This is a genomic window from Streptomyces sp. NBC_00094 (assembly GCF_026343125.1).
Taxonomy (GTDB): Bacteria; Actinomycetota; Actinomycetes; order Streptomycetales; family Streptomycetaceae; genus Streptomyces.
Window position 1 is genome coordinate 8,059,409 of the sequence record NZ_JAPEMB010000001.1, and the last position, 21,782, is coordinate 8,081,190.

A 21,782-nucleotide genomic window follows, 5' to 3' on the forward strand; every position below is an offset into this window, starting at 1 on the left:
GCACCCAGGAGGACCGAGGAGGCAGCGGGATCGCGCTGCCGGCAGCGTCACTCGGAGGCCGTCCTCGGCATCCGGTACACCCTCCGCGCGGTCCCGGACCACACCGCGTCCCGCTCGGCGGCGGAGAGCGCCGCGATCAGCTCCCCGGTGAGGTCGACGACCTCGCCGTAGCTCGCCGCGAGCGTGCACACCGGCCAGTCCGAGCCGAACATCACGCGCCGCGGGCCGAAGAGATCGAGCACCGTGTCGGCGTACGGCGCGAGACCGGCCACGGTCCAGGACCGCCAGTCCGCCTCGGTCACAAGCCCGGACAGCTTGCACACGGTGTTCGGCAGGGCGGCCAGCTCCCGCACCCGGTCCGACCACGGCCCGAGCCGCCCGGACGCGACCGGTGGCTTGCCGAGATGGTCCAGGACGAAGGTGAGCCCCGGAACCGCCGCAGCCGCCCGCGTCGCGGCCGGCAGTTGGTGCGGCAGCACGACCAGGTCGTACGCGAGCCCGGCCGCGGCCACCGCGCGCAACCCCCGCATCACCTCGGGCCGGGTCAGCCACTCCGGGTCGGCCTCGCCCTGGACCTGGTGGCGGATCGAGCGGAGGAACCCGCCGCCGGGCAGCGACCGCAGCCGGGCCAGTTCGTCCGCGACACCGGGGGAGGTGAGGTCGGTCCAGCCGACCACCGCCCCGACGAGTGCGCTCCGGGCGGCCAGGGCGAGGAATTCCGGGGTCTCCTCGGCGACGGTGACCGTCTGGACCAGGACCGTCGCCGTCACCCCGGCGGCCCGGGCCTCCGCCTCCAGCTCCGGAAGGAGGAACGAACGCCGCAACGGGGCGAGTTCCGGCCCGGTGATCCAGGTCTGGTCGCGAACCCCGAGGTCCCACAGGTGGTGATGGGCGTCGACGAGGGTCACGGCGCCCGCCTCTCCGGCACCGGCACACCGGCCGGCAGCAGCCCCTCGGCGCGCAGGTCCTCCCACACGTCGGCGGGCAGGAGGCGGCCGAACTGCTCCGCCGCGTCGCGGACCTGGTCCGCCGAGCGCGCCCCGACCAGCACCGAGGCGACCGCCGGGTGTCCGAAGGGGAAGCGGAGTGCCGCCGCCCGCAGCGGCACCCCGGCCGCCTCCGTGACGTTCCCCATCCGCAGGGCCCGGCCGACGAGTTCGTCGGAGGCTTCGGCGTAGTCGTAGGTGACACCCGGAGCGGGCGCCGCCAACAGGCCGGAGTTGAACACCCCTCCGATGATCACGCTCTTCCCCGCCGCCTCGGCGGCGGGGAGCAGGTCCTCCGACGCCCCCTGTTCGAGCAGGGTGTACCGACCCGCGCACAGCACCGCGTCGACATCGGTGTCCCGCACGAACCGCGTCAGCATCCCCGTCCGGTTCATCCCGACACCGATGGCCCCCACGACCCCCTGGGAGCGGAGCTCCTCGAGAGCCGGGTACGCCTCGCCGAACGCCTGCTCCGCGTGGTCGTCGGGGTCGTGGAGGAGGACCAGGTCGATCCGGTCGAGGCCAAGACGGGTGAGGCTGTCCTCCAGGGACCGGCGGACACCGTCGGCGCTGAAGTCCCAGCGGCGCCGGTGGGTGGCCGGGACGGCGAAGCCGTTGGCCCGGTCGTCGCCCCCGCCGTCGTACGGTTCGAGGACCCGGCCCACTTTGGTGGACAGGGTGTACGCGTGACGGGGCCGGTTCCGCAGTGCCGCGCCGAGTCGGCGTTCCGACAGGCCGAGGCCGTAGTGCGGAGCGGTGTCGAAGTAGCGGATACCGGCGTCCCAGGCCGCTTCCACGGCAGCGGCCGCCTCCTCCTCGCCCACGTCCTCGTACAGCCCCGCGACCGCCGCGCCGCCGAAACCGAGGGCCGTGACCAGGACCCCGCTGTCGCCGAGGGGACGGCAGGGCAGCACGGCCCCCGTACCGTTCTCCCCGGCGGGGGTCATCACCTGGCCTCCGGGCGCAACCGCAGCCCCTGCATCCCGCCGTCGACCGCCAGCGCGGTCCCCGTGACGGAGGCGGCGGCCGGGCTCGCCAGGTACACGATCGCGGCGGCGACCTCCTCGGCGGAGACGAGCCGGCCCATGGGCTGGCGCGCGTTCAGGGCGGCCCGCTCGGCGGTCGGATCCGCGGCCTGGTCGAGGAGGCGGCCCACCCACGGGGTGTCCGCCGTGCCCGGGTTGACGCAGTTGACCCGGATGCCCTCCCGCACGTGGTCCGCCGCCATCGCCAGCGTCAGGGACAGCACCGCGCCCTTGCTCGCGCTGTACAGGGCGCGCTGCTGGAGACCGGCGGTCGCCGCGATCGAGCAGGTGTTGACGACGGCGGCGTGCGCGGACGCCCGCAGATGCGGCAGCGCCGCGCGGGTCGTGCGGACCATGCCGACCACGTTGACGTCGAGGACCCACTGCCACAGTTCGTCGTCGTTGTCCTCGACCGTCCCCACCGCGCCGATCCCGGCGTTGTTGACGAGGATGTCGAGCCCGCCGAGGTCCTCGGCCGCGGCGGCCACCGCGGCGCGTACGGACACGTCGTCGGACACGTCGGCCTTGTACCCGCGCAGCGGCTCGCCGACAGCGGTCGGGTCGAGGTCCAGTACGGCGACGTCGGCGCCGCGCTCGGCCAGCAGGTCGGCGGTCGCCCGGCCGATGCCGGACGCGCCACCCGTCACCAGCGCCTTCAGTCCGGACAGTTCACTCATCGGTTCGTCTCCCTCGGCTGATCGGACGCCTGTGCGGCGAGGTCGGCGGCCCAGAAGCCGCCGTCCGGGTAGCGGTAGGTGGCGAGCGACCCGGCGTGCATCTCGGACGAGAAGCCGGGGAGCGTCGGGGCCGTGTAGTGCCCGTCCACGATCGTCACCGGGTCCATGAAGTGCTCGTGCAGGTGGTCCACGTACTCGATCACACGGTTCTCCGTCGTTCCCGACAGGGCGACGAAGTCGAACATGGACAGATGGCGGACCAGTTCGCACAGACCGACGCCGCCCGCGTGCGGGCAGACCGGCACGCCGTACTTCGCCGCCAGCAGCAGGATGGCGAGGTTCTCGTTGACCCCGCCGACGCGGGCGGCGTCGATCTGGAGCACGTCGATCGCGCCGACCTGGAGGAGCTGCTTGAAAACGATGCGGTTCTGGACGTGCTCGCCGGTGGCGACCTTGACCGGGGCCACGCTCTCGCGGACGGTGGCGTGGCCGAGGATGTCGTCGGGGCTCGTCGGTTCCTCGATCCAGTACGGGTCGAACTCCGTGAGGGCCTTGGTCCACGCGACGGCCTCGGCGATGTTCCAGCGCTGGTTGGCGTCGATCGCGATGCGGATGTCCGGGCCGACGGCCTCGCGCGCCGTACGCATCCGGCGGATGTCGTCCGCGAGGTCGGCGCCGACCTTCAGCTTGATCTGGGTGAAGCCGTCGGCGACGGCCTCGCGGGCGAGGCGGGTGAGCTTCTCGTCGGAGTAGCCGAGCCACCCGGGCGAGGTGGTGTAGCCGGGGTAGCCCCGGTCCAGCAGCTGCGCCTCCCGCTCGGCCGCGCCCTTCCTGCCCTCGCGCAGCAGGGCCACCGCCTCGTCGGGGCGCAGGGCGTCCTCGATGTACCGGTAGTCGACCTGACGGGCGAGCCATTCCGGTGAGGCGTCGGCGAGGAGCTTCCAGACCGGCTTGCCCGCCCGCTTCGCCGCCAGGTCCCAGACGGCGTTGACCACGGCGCCGATCGCCATGTGGATCACGCCCTTCTCGGGCCCCAGCCAGCGCAGCTGGCTGTCCTCGTTCAGGGCGCGGCTGACCAGTCCCGGGTCGGCGCACACCGCGTCGACCGACAGACCCACGACGTGCGGGCGCAGTGCGGCGATCGCCGCCGCCTGCACCTCGTTGCCGCGGCCGATGGTGAACGCGAAGGCATGGCCCTCCAGCCCGTCGCCCGCGTCGGTCCGCAGGATGACGTAGGCCGCCGAGTAGTCGGGATCGGGGTTCATCGCGTCGGAGCCGTCGAGCTCCCGCGAGGTGGGGAAGCGGACGTCGATCACGTCGACGTCGGTGAGACGTGCCGTGGTGTCGTTGCTCATGTCGCCTCACGCGTCCCGGAACGTCTGCCGCTGGCGGCCGAGTCCGTCGATCTCGAGCTCGACCGTGTCGCCGGCTCGCAGGTAGGGGTTGCCCGGCAGCCCGAGGGCGACACCGGCGGGGGTTCCCGTGTTGATGACGTCACCGGGCTCCAGGACCATGTACTGACTCAGGTACCAGACCAGATAGGCCACCGGGAAGATCATGTTCGCGGTGGTGCCGTCCTGCCGGGACACACCGTTGACGCTCAGCCGCAGACCGAGGGCCTGCGGGTCGGGCACCTCGTCGGACGTCACCAGCCACGGGCCGAGCGGGTTGAAGGTCTCGCAGGACTTGCCGAGATCCCACTGCGGGGACAGCTCCAGCTGGAAGGCGCGTTCGGAGACGTCATGGCTGAGCGCGTACCCCGCGATCACCGCCGCGGCGTCGGACGGGCCGTCCAGGTAGCGGGCCCGCCGCCCGATCACCACCGCGAGCTCCACCTCCCAGTCGGTCTTGACCGAACCACGGGGGACGAGGACGGGGTCGCGGGGACCGACGACGGTGCCGGGGTCCTTCATGAAGACCACCGGGCGCTCCGGCACGGCGGCTCCCGTCTCCTCGGCGTGGTCGCGGTAGTTGAGGCCGACGCACACCACCTTGCCGGGCCGGGCGACGGGCGCGCCGACGCGCGAGTCCGTCGCGTCCACGACGGGCAGCGAGCCGGCCAGCAGGGCGGCGGCCACCCGGTCGACGCCGCCGCCGGCCAGGAACGGCCCGTCGATGTCGTCGGTCAGGGCGCTGAGGTCGTGGACGCGTCCGTCGTCGGCGAGGACGGCCGGGCGCTCCTCGCCCGGAGCTCCGAGGCGCAGCAGTTTCACGTGGTTCTCCTTGCGGGCGCGGCGCCGTGGCGCCGCGGGGCGGTTCGGGATCGTCGGGGTGGCGGGCGGAGGTCATTCCATGAGGAACACCTGCTCCATGGCGGCCCACCACTCGCCGGGCGCGGCCTCGTCGACGGGCTGCTGGCAGGGGGAGGTGAGCCGCCACCAGTCGTGGGTGGCGGGGTCGGCGGCCATCGCGGCGAGGTCGGCCGCCAGGTCCTCGCCGTGGTACTCGAAGTAGCCGAACAGGCGGTCCCCGAGCAGGTGGATCGAGTAGTTGGCGATGTGGCAGCGCCGCAGCCGGTCGAGGACGGCCTCGGGTACCTCGCGGTGCAGCCGCCGGTAGTCCTCCGCCTTCTCGGGCAGGACGTGGACGACCTGGGCGACGCGTCTCACGCGGCCCCGCCCTTCGCCGGTTCGGCCTCGTCCGCGCGGTCGTGGATGACGCGGATGATCCGGCCGCTCATCCGCTCGTAGTCGTGGTCGTTGGCCACCTCGCCGCGGATCCGGTGGCCGGCCATCACGACGACCCGGTCGGCCAGCGTCACCATCTCGGCCAGGTCACTGCTGATCAACAGGATCGGCAGACCGCCGCGGGCCAGTTCCCAGATCAGCTCGTGGAAGGCGTGCTTGGTCCGTACGTCCACCCCGACGGTCGGCTCGTCCACGACCAGCAGCCGGGTGTCGGCCGCCAGCCACTTCGACAGGCTGACCTTCTGCTGGTTCCCGCCCGACAACTCACCGGCGTTCTGCCCGAGACCGGAGATCCTGATGCCGAGGCGCTCGACGAGGTCCTCGGCGGTCTCGCGTTCACGGCGGGAGGGGACGTACCCGAAGGCGTTCGCCAGCCTCCTCCACACCGTCACGGTGATGTTGCGGAGGATGGGCTGCTCGAGGAAGACACCCTCCTCCTTGCGGTTCTCCGTCAGATAGCCGATCCCGTACTCGTGCAGTGCCTGCCGAGGCGAGCCGATCCGCACGGGCTCTCCGTACACGCGGATCTCACCGCCGGTGACACGGTCCAGACCGAGCACCGCCTTGACGAGTTCACTGCGCCCCGCGCCGACCAGCCCGTACAGCCCGACGATCTCCCCGGGCCGTACGTCGAGCGAGATGTCCCGGTGCCCCGAGGCCGTCGAGAGCCCGGTGAGGGAGAGCGCGGGCGCCGCCGACATGTCCACGGGACGCGGGGTCATCGCGGTCACCGCGTGGGCACGTCCGACCATCAGGGTCACGACGTCGTCCTGGGTGTGCTCCGCGAGCGGCGCCGACTCCAGTACGGACCGGCCGTCGCGCAGGACGGTGACGGTGTCGCAGACCGCGAAGACCTCCTCCAGTTTGTGACTGACGAAGACCACGCACGTACCGCGCGCGGTGAGCCGCCGGACGACGTCGAAGAGGCGCTCGGCCTCCTGCGGCGAGAGCGAGGCGGTCGGTTCGTCGAGCAGGAGGACCCGGCTCTCGGTGTGGAGCGCCTTGGCGATCTCCACCAACTGCTGCTGGGCTACCGAGAGTTCGCTCACCGACAGGTGGGGATCGATGTCGAGTCCGAGCTCGGCCAGGCACCGCAGGGCCGGAGCCGTCATGGCCTCCCGGTCGACCAGGCCGCGGCGCGAGGGCGGGTTCTGCAGAGTGATGTTCTCGGCCACGGAGAACCCGGGGATCAGGTTGCGTTCCTGGTGGACGACGCCGATGCCGGCGCGCGTGGCGTCCAGGGGGGAGCGCGGGTGGATCTCCCGGCCGCCCCGGAGCAGCCTGCCGCCCTCGGGCGCGTGCACGCCGGTGATCACCTTGATGAGCGTGGACTTGCCCGCCCCGTTCTCGCCCAGCAGGGCGTGCACGGAGCCGGCCGTGAGCCGCAGACCGACACCGTCGAGCGCGCGGACACCGGGGAAGACCTTGACGATCCGATCGCATTCCAGCAGGACTTCGCTCATCGTGCCTCTCCCGTCGGCGTCGGCGTCGGTACGGCCGTCGGCCGGGGTGTCCCCTCAGGTGGTGCCGTGGGAGCGCAGCCGGGCGTCCTGCCCTTCCTGTCGAGATGGTTCTGGTGGACCCGGCCGCCGACGACCGTGCCGAGGACGACCACCCCGATGAGGAAGTTGACCCAGCTCGGGTCGAGGGAGAACTGTGCCCGCGCGGTGTCGATCAGACGCATCACGAAGGCCGCGAGAACGGTCCCCAGGACCGCGACGGAGCCGCCGGTCAGGGCCACCCCGCCGATGATGGGTGCGGCGAAGCTGGGCAGCAGCCAGTCGCCGCCGACGCTGCGGTTGACCCCCGGCAGCGAGGCGGTGGCGGTCATCGCGGCGATGCCCACGAGCAGCCCGGACAGGGTGTGCGCGAGCACGATCTGCCGGTCGGTGGAGATGCCCGACAGCCTGGCGGCCAGTGGGTTCCCGCCGGACGCCAGCAGCCGCCGCCCCGCGACGGTGCGGTACATGAACCCGGCGAGGAGGACGGCCGCGGCCAGGGCCGTGACGAAGACCAGCGGGATGTTCAGCGGCGCGGCGCGGCCGAGGTCGCGCAGCGTCGCGGAGTACCCGTCGATCGTGCGGGTCCCCGAGAGGCGGTACTGCGCCCCCAGCAGGATGGTCATGGTGCCCAGCGTCACGATGAAGCCGTTGATGCGCGTGACGACGATGAACACGCCGGTCAGCAGGCCGATCAGGGTCGCGCCCAGGACGCCGATCAGCACGGCGAGCCCGGCCGGGACGCCCGCGTCGGCCATCAGGACGCCCATCAGGCAGGCGCTGAACCCGCCCAGCGCCCCGACCGCCAGGTTGAGCTGCCCCACGCACAGGGCGACCATCTGGGCAAGCCCGATGAGGATCGGTGTGGCGAGGTACTGCAGGAACGTACGGACGGAGGGCCCTTCGAAGAAGGTGCCGGACGAGGAGACGCCGAGAGCGACGTAGCCGACGAGGACCACGGCGAGCAGGGTGGTCGTCGTGGAGCGCGAGAAGCGGCGCAACGCGGACCGAGCCGCCGCCTTCCGGTCCTGGAACGGGGTCATGTGGAACGCACCACCTTGCGGTAGGACACGACGGTGCGAACCCGGTCGGCGGACAGGGCCAGGAGCAGGACGCAGCCGAGGTAGATGTTGAGGCTTTCGAGGCCGACGCCGAGCAGGTCCAGGCCCTTGCGGATGACGCCGACGAGCGTCGTGCCGAGCAGCGCCCCGAGGACGGAGACGACACCGCCGGTGAGCAGCGTCCCGCCGAGGACCGCTCCGAGGAAGGACGGCAGCATGAAGTCCTCGCCGATGGAGGCGCGGAACGTACCCGTGCCCACGGCCGCCATGAAGCCGGCCAGCGCCGCGAGCAGACCCGACAGCGCGTGCGCGAGAACGATCCTGCGGCCGGTGGGGATGCCCGACAGCTCGGCGGCCTTCGGATTGGCGCCGGTGAGCAGCAGCTCACGCCCCATGCGGGTACGGGCGTAGAGGAAGCCGAGGCCGACGAGGGCGAGCAGGGTGAACTGGGCGATCTGCGGGACGGCGGCGGAGCCGCACACGGGTCCGAGACAGATGTCGGCGAGCGAGGCCGAGCGCATCTCGGTGAGCCCCGCCGGGCGGGTCGTGAACGCGGCGTTCTCGGTGAGCGCGGAGTACAGGAGGGAGACCAGACCCAGGAGCGCGAAGTCCATCGCCAGGGTCACCACGAACGAGTTCACACCGGTGCGGGCGATGATCCACCCGGTCAGCGCGCCGATCGCGCAGCCGGCCGTCAGACACAGCACCAGGCCCAGCGGCAGCGACAGACCGAGCCGGTCGTAGCCGAAGCCGGCGAAGAACGCGCCGAAGGCCGCCATGCGCCCGACGGCGAGGTTCATGTGCCCGATGGACAGCACCACCATCTGAGCCAGGGCCACCACGGTCAGCGTCGCGACGTCCCGCAGCAACGGGAAGAGGACCAGGCGCTCGTCGAAGAAGGCCGGCCGGGCCACGCCGAACAGCGCGCCGAGCAGGACGATCAGGACGAGCAGGCCCATCCGCTGGTTGACCCGGAACGGCAGCCGGTGCGCGCGCCGCGCACCCTCCGTGGGGCGGCCGGTCCCGCTCTCGGGCGGGGCTACGGCGGTCTTCACGAGACCCTCCGGTCGTCGAGGGCGTCCCTGTCCCAGTCGATGCCGATGCCCGGCTCGTCCGGGGCGACGGCCAGCCCGTCACGCACGGTCAGCTCGGTGCGGGTGACCGCGCGCAACTGCGGGATGTACTCGACGTACGCGCCGTTGGAGACCGCGGCGACGAGACTGACGTGCAGCTCCATCAGGAAGTGCGGGCAGACCTGGACGTTGAAGGTCTCGGCGAGGTGCGCGACCTTCAGCCACGGCGATATCCCGCCGACGCGCGCCACGTCCACCTGCACCACGGAGGCGGCACCGGACTCCAGATAGCTCCGGAACTGCATCGGCGCGTACATCGACTCGCCGACCGCGATCGGGATCCGGGTCGAGCGGGCGAGCCGGGCGTGCCCGCTGACGTCGTCCGCGGGCATGGGCTCCTCGAACCAGTACGGGTCGTACGGTTCGAGGGCGGCGGCCAGCTGCACCGCGGAGGAGAGCGACTGCGACTGGTTCGCGTCGGTCATGATGTGCAGGTTCGGGCCGACGGCCTCCCGTACGGCGCGCAGCCGTTCGGCGTCCTCGGCGGCGTGCGGCTTGCCCACCTTGATCTTGACGCCGGAGAACCGCGCCCGCTGCGCCGCGAGGGCCGACTCGACGAGCTCCTCGGTGGACAGGTGGAGCCAGCCCCCCTCGGTGTCGTACACCGGGATCTCCCGGCGGTGGCCGCCGGCCAGCCGCCACAGCGGTTCGCCGGCGCGCTTGCAGCGCAGGTCCCACAGGGCCGTGTCGATCGCGGCGAGCGCGAGCGAGGTGATGGCGCCGGTGGTGGTGGCACGGGTCAGGCCGAACAGCTCCTGCCAGAGCCCCTCCACGTTGCGGGCGTCCTTGCCGGCCAGCAGGGGCAGGAGGTGGTCGCGCAGCAGGGCCAGGACGGAGCTGCCGCCGGTGCCGATCGTGTACGCGTAGCCGGTTCCCTCGATGCCGTCCGTCGTGGCCAGGGTGACGAGGATGGTCTCCTGTTTGACGAAGGACTGCACGGCGTCGGTGCGGTCGGTCTCCACCGCGATGTCGGCCAGCAGGGCCGTCGCTTTCGTGATGATGGTCATGCGCGTGTGCTGACTTTCTCTCGTCGTGCCGGGGACGGTCAGCCGCAGGAGAGGTACTCGTCCGCGAACTTCTTCTTCAGCTCCACGGTCTTGGCCTTGCGCGCGTCGTCGTAGTCGGCGACGTTCTGCCGGGTGACCACGAAGGATCCGGAGTCGACGATCAGGCCCGGCTGCTTCATCGCGCACTGCTTGCTCTGGAGCAGGGCGAGCGCCCAGGCGCCGATCTCGGCCTGACCCACGGGGTTCTGCACGACGGTGGCGCTCACGGAGCCGTTCTTGATCGAGGACAGGATCTTGGCGTCGTCGTCGATGGCCACGACCTTGGCCTTCGAGCCGGTCTCCTGGACGGCCTCGGCGGCGGCGACCGCGGGGTTGTAGGCGGTGGTGACGATGCCCTGGATCTGCGAGCCCTTGGTCGCGAGCAGGTCGGAGACGGCCTTCTGCGCGGTCTGGAGGTCCTTGTCGATGTCGGTGATGTTCTGGAGCAGGGAGACCTTGCCGCCGGACTCCTCCACGGCCTTCTGTACGCCCTTGATCCGCAGCTGCGTGTTGGCGTCGACGTTGTTGCCCGTCAGATGGACGAGCGTGCCCTTGCCACCCATCGCCTCGATGGTGGCCTTGGCCGCCTTGTAGGCGGCGAGTTCGACATCGGTGGAGAGGCAGAAGTCGGCCGCGTTCTTGCCGTTGGCGGGGCACGAGGCCAGGGACGCCACAGCGAAGCCCTGGGACTTGAGGTCGGCGAAGGTGGTGTTGATGTCGGTGGGGGAGACCCCGAAGACGCCGAAGGCGTTGTAGCCGCGCGCGGCCAGGGTGGAGAGGAGGTTGTTCTGCTTCTGCTGGTCCCACTCGGCGGTCTCGTCGAAGGTGACGTCGCCCAGCTTGAGCGCCTTCCCGGCGTCCGCGCCCGCCTGCTTCCAGGGCTGGAAGTACGGGTGGGCGCCGCCCGGGACCAGGGCGACCTTGGTGCCGGAGCCGTCGGCGAGTTCGGCGGTGCCGGTGCCGGTGCCGGCAGCGGACGTGGCGGGGGTGTCGCCGGTGGCTCCGGTGTCGCCCGAGCTCTTCACGGTGCACGCCGAGGCGGACACGAGGGCGAGGAGGGTGGCGGCTGCTGCTACTGCGGTTCTGCGACGCGTCATGGTGACTGCCCTCGACTTGAATCAAATAGGATTCTGTTGCCCGTGATGCTGCGGTAGGGGCTGTCGCCTCGTCAAGGGGTGTGCGTCAGGCATCCTGAAATCTCCTCCGTGCTTCGAGGGGAGTCGCGCGGAAGAGGGGGGTGGACGGACTTCGTCGTGACAGGGCATGGACTCCACCGGGCATCGATCGCATAGGATTCCGTGTATGGGGAGAGATGCGAGCGTGCGGCGGGAAGTGCTGACGGACAGCGTCTACGAGGCCGTCAAGGCGATGGTCATGGACCACGTGATCCAGCCGGGCGCCAGGGTGGGCATCGACGCGCTGTCCCGTTCGCTCGGCGTCTCGCCCACGCCGGTACGCGAGGCCCTGGCCCGCCTCGAATCGGACGGACTGGTCGTCAAGCGATCGCTCTCCGGCTACCGGGCCACGGTCCTCCTGGACCGGCGTGGCGTGGAGGAGCTGTTCGAGATGCGGCTGCTGCTGGAGCCGAGAGCCGCGGCCCTGGCGGCGGAGCATGTCGGCGAGGCGGAGCTCGACCGGATCGAGGCCCTGGTGGAGGAGATGCAGGGGCTCCCGGACAAGGGCGAAAGCTACGCCGTGTACGGCCGCTTCGCGGTGCTGGACCAGCGGTTCCACGACGCGCTCGCCGTCGCGTCCGGCCGCACCATGCTCGCGGCGGCCGTGGAACGGCTGCACACGCACCTGCACCTGTTCCGGCTCAGTCCGGTCGCGGGTGGCAGCCCCGCCACGATGGGGGAGCACAGCCGCATCCTGCGGGCGGTCCTGCGACGTCACCCGGAGCGCGCGGCGGAGGCCATGCGGGAACACCTGGAGCTCAGCCTGGACCGTCACCTCGGCCGGTACCGGAACGAAGGTGCCTGACCACTCGCGCCGCCCATGCTGTGGTCGGACCATAGTTAGGATGGCCGGATCGGGGTGCGGTGCGGTTCGCGCCCGGTCAACGAGATGGGGAGGTATCCGTGACGGCCCAGTGGCGCCCCGTGCGGCAGTCGCGGACGCATGAGCTCGTACTGGAGAGCATCGAGCGGCAGGTGCTCGCCGGCGAACTGAAGGCGGGAGACCGCCTGCCGCCCGAGCGGGAGCTGGCTCCGGCGCTCGGAGTGAGCCGGTCCGCCCTGCGCGAGGCCCTGCGGGTCATGGAGACGATCGGCGTCCTGGTCGCCAACGTCGGGCGCGGTCCGGACGCCGGTGCCCGCATCGTGCGCAACCCGGATGACGCGCTCGGCCGGGTGCTTCGCCTTCACCTGGCCCTCGGCAGCTACGGACTCGAGGACGTACTCGAGGCGCGTGTGGTGCTGGAGCGCTCCAGCTTCGAGGCGGCCGCCCGGTCCGCGTCCGAGGAGGTCCTGGCCGAGGCTCAGGAGCTGCTCGGCCGGATGCGCGAGGCCGAGGCCGACGTGCCCCTCTTCAACGAACTGGACACCGCCTTTCATGTGTTGATCGCCCGGGCGTCGGGAAACCGGCTGATCTCCACGCTGACCTCCGCGGTCCGAGAGTCCGTGCGGACCTTGATCCTCCAGGCGGAGGAAGGGGCCGAGGACTGGGCGGCGACCGCCGCGGGGCTCAACGCCGAGCACGAGGAGCTGCTCCGCCTGCTCGCGGCCGGCGAGGGGTCGGCGGCGGCCGACCTCGTGGAACGGCACATCCGCGGGTTCCACGGCGCGGTCGTCGGTGACCGCGAGGGCGGTGCGCCGGCCCGGGAGACCCCGGATCCCTGACGCGGTGAAGGCGCCGACGCCGCTGACCAGCCACCGCTCCGGTCGGTTGCGCGTCCCGTCGCCGCAGCATGATCCGCCGGACAGGCCGCCGGTTGTTCCTACTCCTCGGTGGGGCCGAGGTCGGGCGTCTCGCGGAAGTCGACGGTACGGGCCCGGGGGCCGGCGTGGAGTTCCAGGACGACGACCTCGTTCGTGCCGGCGCGCAGGACGGGGGCGGGGACGTACAGCGAGCGCTGCGGGCCGCGGGACCAGTAGCGGCCGAGCGGGAAGCCGTTCACCCAGGCGTTGCCCTTGGTCCAGCCGTCGAGGTGGAGGAAGGTGTCGGCCGCCTCGGTGACCTCGAAGGTGCCCCGGTGGAAGGCCGGGCCCACGGGAGTCGAGGTGGTGACGGAGAAGGGGATGTCCTCCTGTCCGGTGAGCGGAAGCGGCCGGTTCGTCCAGGCCACCGGCTCGACGCCGTCGAGGAGGACCGCGCCGAGGAGTCCCTTGCGGTCGTGGATGCCCTGGCCGTAGTTCACCCGGCCCTGGTTCTCCACCAGGATCGAGAGCACGCTGCCGGCCCGGGGAACGGTGAAGGCCAGGGAGTGCTCGTGGTTCTCGCGCTCCAGGACGCCCACCGGCTGCCCGTCGACGAAGACCTGGGCACGGTCGCGGACGTGCTCGATCTCCAGCAGGGTGGGTCCGCGCAGCGGCAGGGTGGTCTCGTAGAGGACGAAGCCGAAGTCCTGCTCCAGCTCCTCCATGGTCAGCGGCCGACGGGAGTCGATCCGCGGCGCCGACGCCGCCGCGCTCGGCAGCAGCTCGGCGCTCTCGGTCAACCTGACGGCGGAGACGGCCAGTTTGGCGCCCGGGGCGGGGACGGGGCCGCTCGGCACGGGCGCGTACTTGGCGATGACGTCGCGGAAGGCGGTGTACTTCTCCGTCGGGTCGCCGGCCTCGTCGAGCGGGGCGTCGTAGTCGTAGGAGGTGACGGTGGGGCGGTAGGTGTGCTTGTCGTTGGCGCCGTTGGTGAAGCCGAAGTTCGTACCGCCGTGGAACATGTAGAAGTTGACGGAGGCTCCGTCGGCGAGCACCTCGTCGAGCTCGCGGGCGGCGTCGCCGGAGTCGCGGACCACGTGCCGGGCGCCCCAGCGGTCGAACCAGCCGATCCAGAACTCCGTCGTCATCAGCGGCCCCTCGGGGCGCAGCGCCCGGAGGGCGGCCAGGTGGTGGGCCGAGCGGCTGCCGAAGTTGGCGGTGGCGAGGACACCGGGCAGGGCGCCCCGCTCCAGGTCGACCGGCTGGTCGCAGGTGAACAGGGGGACGTCGACGCCGTGGCCGCGCAGCGCGTCGGCGATGTGCTGCAGATAGGCGGTGTCGTCGCCGTAGGCCCCGTACTCGTTCTCCACCTGTACGGCGAGGATAGGACCGCCCTGCGAGGCGAGGTGCCGGCGGAGCGGGGGGAACAGCCGGCCGAAGAAGTCGTCCAGCGCCGCCAGGAACCGGGGATCACGGGAGCGCAGCCGTATGTCCGGCTCACTGAGCAGCCACGAGGGCAGACCGCCGCCCTCCCACTCCGCGCAGATGTACGGGCCGGGGCGCAGCAGGACGTGCAGCCCTTCGGCGGCGGCGAGATCGAGGAAGCGGGGCAGGTCGAGCCCGCCGTCCAGCACGAAACGGTCGGGGCGCGGCTGGTGAAGGTTCCAGGGGACATAGGTCTCGACGGTGTTGAGTCCCATGAGCCGCGCCTTGCGGAGCCGGTCCTGCCACTGCTCGGGATGGACCCGGAAGTAGTGCAGCCCGCCGGACAGGAAACGGAAAGGTCGGCCGTCGAGCAGGAATCCGGCCTTGTCTGTCTGGAGAACGGGCATGCGCTGCTTGCTCCTGTACGTGAAGGGTCGTGCGGGTGGAGACGTCGCACGCTGCATGTTTACGCGAACATCCAGGGCGCGACAAGCCCTTTCCATGGGCTGGAGGGGGGCGGAGCCGGGATGCGGCTCCGCCCGGATCCGTAGGCTGGGGCTACTTGTTGACGGTGAAGCCCTGGTCCTTGCCGTAGGTGATGCTGGCGTCCTGCCAGGCCTTGAGGCCGTCGGTGAGGGTGGTGGGGGAGACGTAGGCCTTGCCGACGGTGTCGTTGAAGATGGAGTTGGCGTAGACCTGGTAGGGGAGGTAGGACCAGTTGGCGCCGACGTTGCGGGCGGATTCGGCGAAGATGCGGTTGGCCTGCTGGCCGCCGAAGTAGGGGAACGTGGTGTCGAGGAAGGCCTTGGATTCGAGGTCGGCGCGGGTGGCGGGGAAGGCGCCTTCGGTGACGCGGGTGCTGGCTCCGGTGCCGGTGGTGGCGAACTCGGTGAAGGCGTAGGCGAGTTCCTTGTTCTTGGCGGCCTTGGGGACGGCGAGGGAGCTGCCGCCGTTCTCGGCGCTGGTCTTGTCGCCCTTGGTCCACTGGGGCAGGGGGGCGACGCGCCAGTCGCCGGAGGCGGCGGCGACGCCGGAGGTGAGGTTGGCGGGCATCCAGGCGCCGATGGAGAGGGTGGCGAGGGAGCCGTCGGCGAGGCCCTTGTACCAGGCGTCGCTCCATGAGGAGACGGGTGCGAGGAGCTTTTCGTCGAGGAGCTTCTGCCAGGTGGCGGTGTACTGCTTGGTGCCCTTGTCGGTGAAGTCGATGGTGACGTCGGTGCCGTCGGTCTTGTAGGGGCGGCCGCCGGCCTGCCAGATGAGGCTGGTGGTGGCGCCGGCGTCGCCGGTGTCGTTGGTGATGAAGATCTTCGGGTCGGCCTTGTGGAGGGCGCGGGCCGCGTCCACGTACTCGTCCCAGGTGGTGGGCACGGCGATGCCGTGCTTGTCGAAGACCTTCTTGTTGTAGAAGAAGGCCATGGGGCCGGAGTCCATGGGCAGGGCGTGGATGGCTTCGCCGCCCTGGGTGACGGCGTTCCAGGGGCCGGGGGTGAAGGTCGTGCCGTACTTCTGGGCGCCGTAGGCGGTGAGGTTCTCTATCGACTTGCCGATGGCGAACTGGCCGAGGGCGTAGTACTCGATCTGTGCGACGTCGGGTGCGCCGGATCCGGCCGTCATGGCGTTCTGCAGGGCGGTGTACTGCTTGTCGCCGGTGCCGGCGTTGATCAGTTCGATGTCGACCTTGGGGTACTTCTTCTCGAAGTCCTCGGCCACCTTCTTGAGGGTGGGCTCCCAGGCCCACACGGTCACCTTGCCGCCCTTGTCGAGCGCCGCCTGGACGTCCTTCGGAGAGCTCTCGCCCGTGCCGGCGTCCGAATCGTCGGATCCACAGGCCGTGGCGGTCAGCGCGAGCGTGGCGAGTACGGCGAGCGCGCCGAGCAGTCTGCGGGTGGAGGAGTGAGTGCGCATGGGAGGTGCTCCTGGTCGATGGTGCGGGCGGGGAGGAATGGTCCGGTAGACGGGGAGCGAAGCAGTGGGCCTGAGGCCGGGAGCCGACCCTGCGGGAGGGTCGACCGATGGATGTTTACGTAATCATCGGTAGCGTGATGGTGGCATTCCGGCCAATGGGCGTCAAGCACGAAGTGGCAGCGAATGGGAGGCGTTCCGGTGACCGAACAGAAGGCGACCTGTCGGTCGGCGCTCGCTGTGAACGACAGCCGACGAGGGCCGCGAACCAGGCCGCGCCGCGTGTCCATGGCGGACACGGCACAGCTGGCGGGGGGCCTCCTCGCAGACGGTGTCCCGCGTCTCCACCGCTGACGCGGCCGTCGCCGAGGCTGTCCGGACGATGATTCTCGACGCGATACGAGGAGCCGGGATATCGCCCCACAGCTCCGCTCGGGCACTGAACGTGGTGAATTTCGAGCCATCGGCGCCATCGCCACGGGGTTCACCAGTGCGACCCGGCTCCCCTCCTCGCCGGGCGAGAATCGAAAAGGGCTAAATTTGTCACATGAGCGGAGAATCGGGTCAAAAGCGAGGTGATCCAGGCGAAAAGCCCGCCGGGGGCCCGTGGAGCATCGGATCCTGGTTGACCACGCGCAGCGTCGCCCGCCAGGTCTTTCTCCTTCAGCTGATTCTCGTGGTGCTCCTCGTCGCCGCCGCGGTCGTGGCGATCGTCGTGCAGGCCCAGCGCGACACCATGACCGACGCCCGGCACCGCACCATCGCCGCCGCCCAGTCCTTCGCGCACGCCCCCGGCCTCGCGCGGGCACTGGAGAACGACTTTCCGACGGTCGAGCTCCAGCCCCTCGCCGAAGGGGCCCGCAAGGCCGCCGGCATCGACGCCCTGATCGTGTACGAACTCGACGGGATCACCCTCACGCACAGTGACCCCACACAGCTCGGCAAGCACGTCATCGGCCCGTACGCCGAGGCGGCGGCCGGTCAACCCTTCACCCGCACCTTCCAGGGCGCCCTGGGCCTCTCCGTCGTCTCGGCGGCCCCCGTCAGGGACGCCCGGGGGCAGGTCGTCGGGATCGTGTCCGCGGCGGTGACGGTCGAGAAGGTCCGGGACTCGGTGGACCAGCAGCTGCCGGTCTTCCTGGGCAGCGCGGCCGGTGCCCTCGCCCTCGTCGCCTTCGGTACGGGCCTGGTGAGCCGACGGCTGCGCCGCCAGACCCACGGCCTTGGTCCGACGGAGATGACCCGGATGTACGAGCACCACGACGCGGTCCTGCACGCCGTCCGCGAGGGCGTGCTCATCACCGGACGGGACCGCCGCCTCCTGCTGGCCAACGACGAGGCGCGTCGGCTCCTCGACCTGCCGGCGGACGCGGAGGGCCGCCGCGTCACGGACCTGGGGCTCGACGCCGCCCTCACGGCCCTTCTGGCGTCGGACCGGATCGCCACGGACGAGGTCCATCTGGCGGCGGACCGTCTCCTCGCGCTCAACAAGCGGGTCACGCTGCCCGTCGGTGGTCAGCAGGGCAGCGTGGTGACCCTGCGTGACACCACCGAGCTGCGCTCACTGTCCGGGCGGGCCGAGGTGGCGAGGGAGCGGCTGACCCTGCTCTACGACGCGGGGGTGCGCATCGGGTCGACCCTGGACGTCGTGCGTACCGCGGAGGAGCTGGCGGAAGTGGCGGTCCCCGGGTTCGCCGACGTCGTCACCGTCGAACTCCTGGATCCGGTGCTCCGTGGTGAGGAACCGGCCGGGGCGAGCGCCGAGCTGCGCCGGTCGGCCATCGCCGGCCTCAGCGAGGACCACCCCCTCTACCCTTCCGGAGAGCTGATCCGCTTCGTGCCCGGATCGCCGGTGGAGACCAGTGTCAGCGAGGGCCGCTCCGTGGTGGTGGCCGACCTCGCCTCCTCGCCCGGATGGCGCGCCCAGGACGAGGAACGGGCCCGGCGGATCCTCCACTACGGCATCCACTCCCTGGCGGTCGTACCGCTGCGCGCGCGGGGTGTGGTCCTGGGGGTGGCGAACTTCTGGCGGGCGGGTGTGTCCACGCCGTTCTCCGACGAGGACCTGTCGTTCGCCGAGGAGCTGGCGAGCAGGGCCGCGGTCTCCATCGACAACGCCCGCCGCTACACCCGTGAGCACACGATGGCGGTCACGCTGCAGCGCAGCCTGATGCCGCGCACCCTCCCCGACGACGAGGCGCTGGACGTGGCCTCCCGCTACCTGCCGGCGGAGTCCGGCGTGGGCGGCGACTGGTTCGACGTGATCCCGCTGCCCGGCGCCCGGGTGGCACTGGTCATCGGTGACGTCGTCGGTCACGGCCTGCATGCCGCGGCGACCATGGGCCGGCTGCGGATCGCCGTGCACAACTTCTCGGCCCTCGACCTCTCCCCGGACGAGCTGATCGGGCATCTGGACGAGCTCGTGGCGCTCCTCGACGTGCAGGGCGAATCGTCCGAGGGCGGGGGAGAGGTGATCACCGGAGCCACGTGCCTGTGTGCCGTGTACGACTCCGTCTCCGGTGAGGTCATCGTGGCCACGGCAGGACACCTCCCGCCGGCGGTCGTCCGACCCGACGGAACCGTGGAGTTCCTGGCATCACCGGTCTCCCCTCCCCTCGGGCTGGGCGCCGGCATGCCCGTGGAGACGACCCGTACGACCCTGCCGGAGGGTTCGAGGCTCGTGTTCTACACCGACGGGCTTCTGGAGGACCGCAGCCGGGACGTCGACGCGAGCCTGGATGCCCTCCGCGAGGCCCTGGCGGGGCCCGACCGTACGCCGGAGGAGACCTGCGCCGCCGTCATCGACACGATGCTGCCGGCGGGATCGAGCGACGACGTCGCCCTTCTCGTGGCGCGCGTCGGCCGCCTGGACCCGGACCGGGTGGCCGAGTGGGAGGTGGCGCGCGACCCTGCGGCCGTGAGTCCGGTCCGCAACGCGTGCGCCCGCAAGCTGGCCGAGTGGGGCCTGGAGGACATCGCCTTCGGTACGGAGCTCATCCTCAGCGAACTGATCACCAACGCCGTCCGCTACGGCATCGAGCCCATCCGGGTGCGTCTCCTGCACAGCGGCTCCCTGATCTGCGAGGTCTCCGACGGCAGCAGCACCTCCCCGCACATCCGGCGCGCCGACGACACCGACGAGGGAGGCCGGGGCCTCTTCCTCGTCGCCCAGTACGCCGAGAAGTGGGGCACCCGCTACTCCCCGCGGGGGAAGACCATCTGGGCGGCCCAGGCGACCGGCCCCGGAGCGGGGCCCGACCTGGACCAGCTGGGGGAGGACGACATTCTCGGCCAGTGGGACGACGTGGAGCTGTGAGGTCCCGCGGGCGGGCGCGCTCCTCGCGGTCAGCCCCGGGACGCCCGAGTAGGCTGAGGTGTACCCGTACCGATCCCCTGGCCCTTGTGGAGACGCCGTGGTCGGACCTCCCCGGATGCGTGCCGCCGCCTTCGTCGCCTGCCTCTGCGCCGTGGCGCTCGGCCTCGGTGCATGCGGGGAGGGGAACGAGCCGGTGCGGGTGGTGCCTCCCTCCGCGGCGAGCTCCGCCGAGGAGGCGGGCGGCATGGACGCGCTGATCGAGGCGGCGAAGAAGGAGGGCACGCTCCACACGACGACCCTGCTGCGTCACTGGGCGAACTACGGCGGCCTGATGGACGGCTTCGAGGAGAAGTACGGGATCAAGATCGTCAACAGCAACCCGTTCGGGTCGAGCCAGCAGGAGATCGACGACATCAAGCGGAGTCGTGGCAAGGCGACCGCCCCCGACGTGCTCGACCTCGGTGACGCCTTCGCCCAGTCGGCCACGCGCCAGGGCCTGCTGGCCCCCTACCGGGTCGCCGCCTGGGACGAGATCCCGCCGAACCAGAAGGACCCGGACGGCGCCTGGTTCAACAGCTACGGCGGCTATGTGTCGATCGGCTGCGACCAGAGCCGGGTCGCGGTCTGCCCGGTCTCCTTCGCCGATCTGCTCAAGCCGGAGTACCAGGGCATGGTCGCGCTCAACGGCAACCCCACGACGGCCGGGTCGGCGTTCGCCGGCGTGTACGCGGCAGCCCTGGCCAACGGAGGCTCGTTCGACGACATCCAGCCGGGCATCGACTTCTTCGCCGAACTCGACGACGTCGGTAACTACAACCGCGGTAACCCCAACCCGGAAGCGATCGTCCGCGGCGAGACCCCGATCAGCATCGAGTGGGACTTCCTCAACCTCAGGCATGTCGACGAGCTGCGGGGTACCGATGTGCGCTGGAAGGTGTCCATCCCCTTCGACGGAAGCTTCTCGCAGTACTACGCCCAGGCGATCAACAAGCATGCCCCACACCCGGCCGCGGCACGTCTGTGGCAGGAGTACCTCGCGGACCCGGAGGGCCAGAACCTACGGCTGACGGGCTATGCGCGCCCGGTCCTCATGGACGTCATGGCCAAGGACGGCACTCTCGACGAGGTGAAGGCGTCACGTCTCCCGACGGTCGAAGGCGGAGCCCCGGCGTTCCCGACCGCCGCGCAACTGGCCAAGGCGCTGCGGGTGGTGGAGAAGAACTGGACCGCGGCCGTCGACGGGTGAACGCCGAAGGCAGCCACACGTACTCAGACGAGGTCGCGGTAGAGGCAGGTGGCGCGTCCTATTCCTGCGCGCCGACGGGTTCCGGTTCCCGGACGACGTGCCGGGTTCGGGCGGCGTCGTGAGACGCCGTCAGACGGCACTGAGCTGTGTTACCCCGGGGGCCCTGAGCCGGGTCGCCTCACCTGAGTGCGGGGTCCCGTTGATACGAGAAGGTGCCGGCTTCCTGAGCATGGGGTGCCGGGCGCGGACACGACGTCGGGCGGGGATTCGAACTTGGCCGAGCGGTGTGCCCGACGCGGATCCGGAGCGAGCAGCTGAAGGCGAGCGCTCCGACTGCGTCATCAGCGTCGAGTTCGTCTTGCCGTCGGGCGGGCGTCTCGCCGAGGCCGGCGCCGCCGTCGCCCACCTGGCACCCGGGCAGGTCGCGCGCGGCCGGGCCGTGAGTCTGCCGCAGGTCGACTGCCCGTCACCTGCCGGCTCGCCGACGTCGTCCGCGTCGCTTCCTGACCTCAGGCGGTCCGCTACCCGCTACCCGCTACCCGGTGACGTGGACCCGGAGCTCGTATCGTGCGGCGCTGCTGATCGCTTCCCCTGTCCGGTGAGGTCGACGGGGGTGAGAAGCCGAGGAGCGCGGCATCGGCGGCCTCACGCAGCAGCGGCACGATCTCGTCGGCCGGCCGTGGTGGGAGACGGTGAGCGGGTGTGGAGGCTGGGGAGGTCGTCGCGCCGGACGGCATCGAGCCACTGCGGCAGCCTTCCCCTTGGCGCTCGGTGAGCATCTGGGCGAAGGAGCGGACGTGAGTGGTGCGCGGCGACCAGTGAGGCGGCGGAGGCCTGTGGCTGGCGCTATTCGGTGATCACGGGATGGCGTCCACAGGTGCTCTCGGGTCTGGACGCGCTGTCGGCTCAACGGCGGCCGTTGAC

Annotated in this window: 17 protein-coding genes; 4 read left to right on the forward strand and 13 right to left on the reverse strand. The window is 71.2% G+C overall.

What is annotated here, in order from left to right; all coding sequences use genetic code 11:
• Nucleotides 1–47: 47 nt before the first annotated feature.
• From OG580_RS35575 to OG580_RS35625, 11 genes are all read right to left on the reverse strand, one after another.
• Nucleotides 48–908, reverse strand: coding sequence for an amidohydrolase (locus tag OG580_RS35575; protein ID WP_267047782.1), 861 nt, complete (start codon nt 906–908; stop codon nt 48–50).
• On the reverse strand, nt 905–1,933 hold the full coding sequence (locus OG580_RS35580; protein WP_267047783.1) for an aldo/keto reductase: 1,029 nt from the start codon (nt 1,931–1,933) through the stop codon (nt 905–907). The genes OG580_RS35575 and OG580_RS35580 overlap by 4 nt, the downstream gene beginning before the upstream one ends.
• The gene (locus tag OG580_RS35585) at nt 1,933–2,688 is read right to left on the reverse strand and encodes an SDR family NAD(P)-dependent oxidoreductase (protein WP_267047784.1); all 756 of its coding nucleotides are present in this window, start codon (nt 2,686–2,688) and stop codon (nt 1,933–1,935) included. The genes OG580_RS35580 and OG580_RS35585 overlap by 1 nt, the downstream gene beginning before the upstream one ends.
• Nucleotides 2,685–4,043, reverse strand: coding sequence for an L-fuconate dehydratase (locus OG580_RS35590; RefSeq protein WP_267047785.1), 1,359 nt, complete (start codon nt 4,041–4,043; stop codon nt 2,685–2,687). The genes OG580_RS35585 and OG580_RS35590 overlap by 4 nt, the downstream gene beginning before the upstream one ends.
• A 6-nt stretch (nt 4,044–4,049) precedes the next feature.
• Nucleotides 4,050–4,901, reverse strand: coding sequence for a fumarylacetoacetate hydrolase family protein (locus OG580_RS35595; protein WP_267047787.1), 852 nt, complete (start codon nt 4,899–4,901; stop codon nt 4,050–4,052).
• 72 nt (nt 4,902–4,973) lie between these two features.
• The gene (locus OG580_RS35600) at nt 4,974–5,297 is read right to left on the reverse strand and encodes an L-rhamnose mutarotase (RefSeq protein WP_267047788.1); all 324 of its coding nucleotides are present in this window, start codon (nt 5,295–5,297) and stop codon (nt 4,974–4,976) included.
• Nucleotides 5,294–6,838, reverse strand: coding sequence for a sugar ABC transporter ATP-binding protein (locus tag OG580_RS35605; RefSeq protein WP_267047789.1), 1,545 nt, complete (start codon nt 6,836–6,838; stop codon nt 5,294–5,296). Before OG580_RS35605 ends, OG580_RS35600 begins: the two co-directional genes overlap by 4 nt.
• Nucleotides 6,835–7,917: an ABC transporter permease gene (locus OG580_RS35610; protein ID WP_267047790.1), complete on the reverse strand. Its 1,083-nt coding sequence runs from the start codon at nt 7,915–7,917 to the stop codon at nt 6,835–6,837. The genes OG580_RS35605 and OG580_RS35610 overlap by 4 nt, the downstream gene beginning before the upstream one ends.
• A complete protein-coding gene (locus OG580_RS35615; RefSeq protein ID WP_267048235.1) occupies nt 7,914–8,918 on the reverse strand; it encodes an ABC transporter permease in 1,005 nt (334 codons plus the stop codon). Before OG580_RS35615 ends, OG580_RS35610 begins: the two co-directional genes overlap by 4 nt.
• Before the next feature lie 68 nt (nt 8,919–8,986).
• Nucleotides 8,987–10,075 (reverse strand): mandelate racemase/muconate lactonizing enzyme family protein, encoded by a 1,089-nt coding sequence (locus tag OG580_RS35620; RefSeq protein ID WP_267047791.1) that lies wholly within the window; start codon nt 10,073–10,075, stop codon nt 8,987–8,989.
• Between the two features lie 38 nt (nt 10,076–10,113).
• Nucleotides 10,114–11,211, reverse strand: a complete 1,098-nt coding sequence (locus OG580_RS35625; RefSeq protein ID WP_267047792.1) for a substrate-binding domain-containing protein — start codon at nt 11,209–11,211, stop codon at nt 10,114–10,116.
• A 205-nt stretch (nt 11,212–11,416) separates the two neighbouring features.
• On the opposite strand from OG580_RS35625, the gene OG580_RS35630 reads away from it, so the two are divergent.
• Entirely contained in the window at nt 11,417–12,094 is a 678-nt protein-coding gene (locus OG580_RS35630) for a GntR family transcriptional regulator (protein WP_267047793.1), read from the forward strand.
• 98 nt (nt 12,095–12,192) lie between these two features.
• Nucleotides 12,193–12,951, forward strand: a complete 759-nt coding sequence (locus tag OG580_RS35635; RefSeq protein ID WP_267047794.1) for a FadR/GntR family transcriptional regulator — start codon at nt 12,193–12,195, stop codon at nt 12,949–12,951.
• 98 nt (nt 12,952–13,049) lie between these two features.
• Here OG580_RS35635 and OG580_RS35640 read toward each other — a convergent pair whose 3' ends face one another.
• Nucleotides 13,050–14,801 (reverse strand): beta-galactosidase family protein, encoded by a 1,752-nt coding sequence (locus OG580_RS35640; RefSeq protein ID WP_267047795.1) that lies wholly within the window; start codon nt 14,799–14,801, stop codon nt 13,050–13,052.
• A gap of 151 nt (nt 14,802–14,952) precedes the next feature.
• Nucleotides 14,953–16,299, reverse strand: a complete 1,347-nt coding sequence (locus OG580_RS35645; protein ID WP_267047796.1) for an ABC transporter substrate-binding protein — start codon at nt 16,297–16,299, stop codon at nt 14,953–14,955.
• A gap of 610 nt (nt 16,300–16,909) precedes the next feature.
• Between OG580_RS35645 and OG580_RS35650 the strand changes: the two genes are divergently transcribed.
• Both OG580_RS35650 and OG580_RS35655 read left to right on the forward strand, forming a co-directional pair.
• Nucleotides 16,910–19,612 (forward strand): SpoIIE family protein phosphatase/ATP-binding protein, encoded by a 2,703-nt coding sequence (locus OG580_RS35650; protein WP_267048236.1) that lies wholly within the window; start codon nt 16,910–16,912, stop codon nt 19,610–19,612.
• Between the two features lie 115 nt (nt 19,613–19,727).
• On the forward strand, nt 19,728–20,858 hold the full coding sequence (locus OG580_RS35655) for an ABC transporter substrate-binding protein (protein WP_267048237.1): 1,131 nt from the start codon (nt 19,728–19,730) through the stop codon (nt 20,856–20,858).
• The last annotated feature ends 924 nt before the right edge of the window (nt 20,859–21,782 follow it).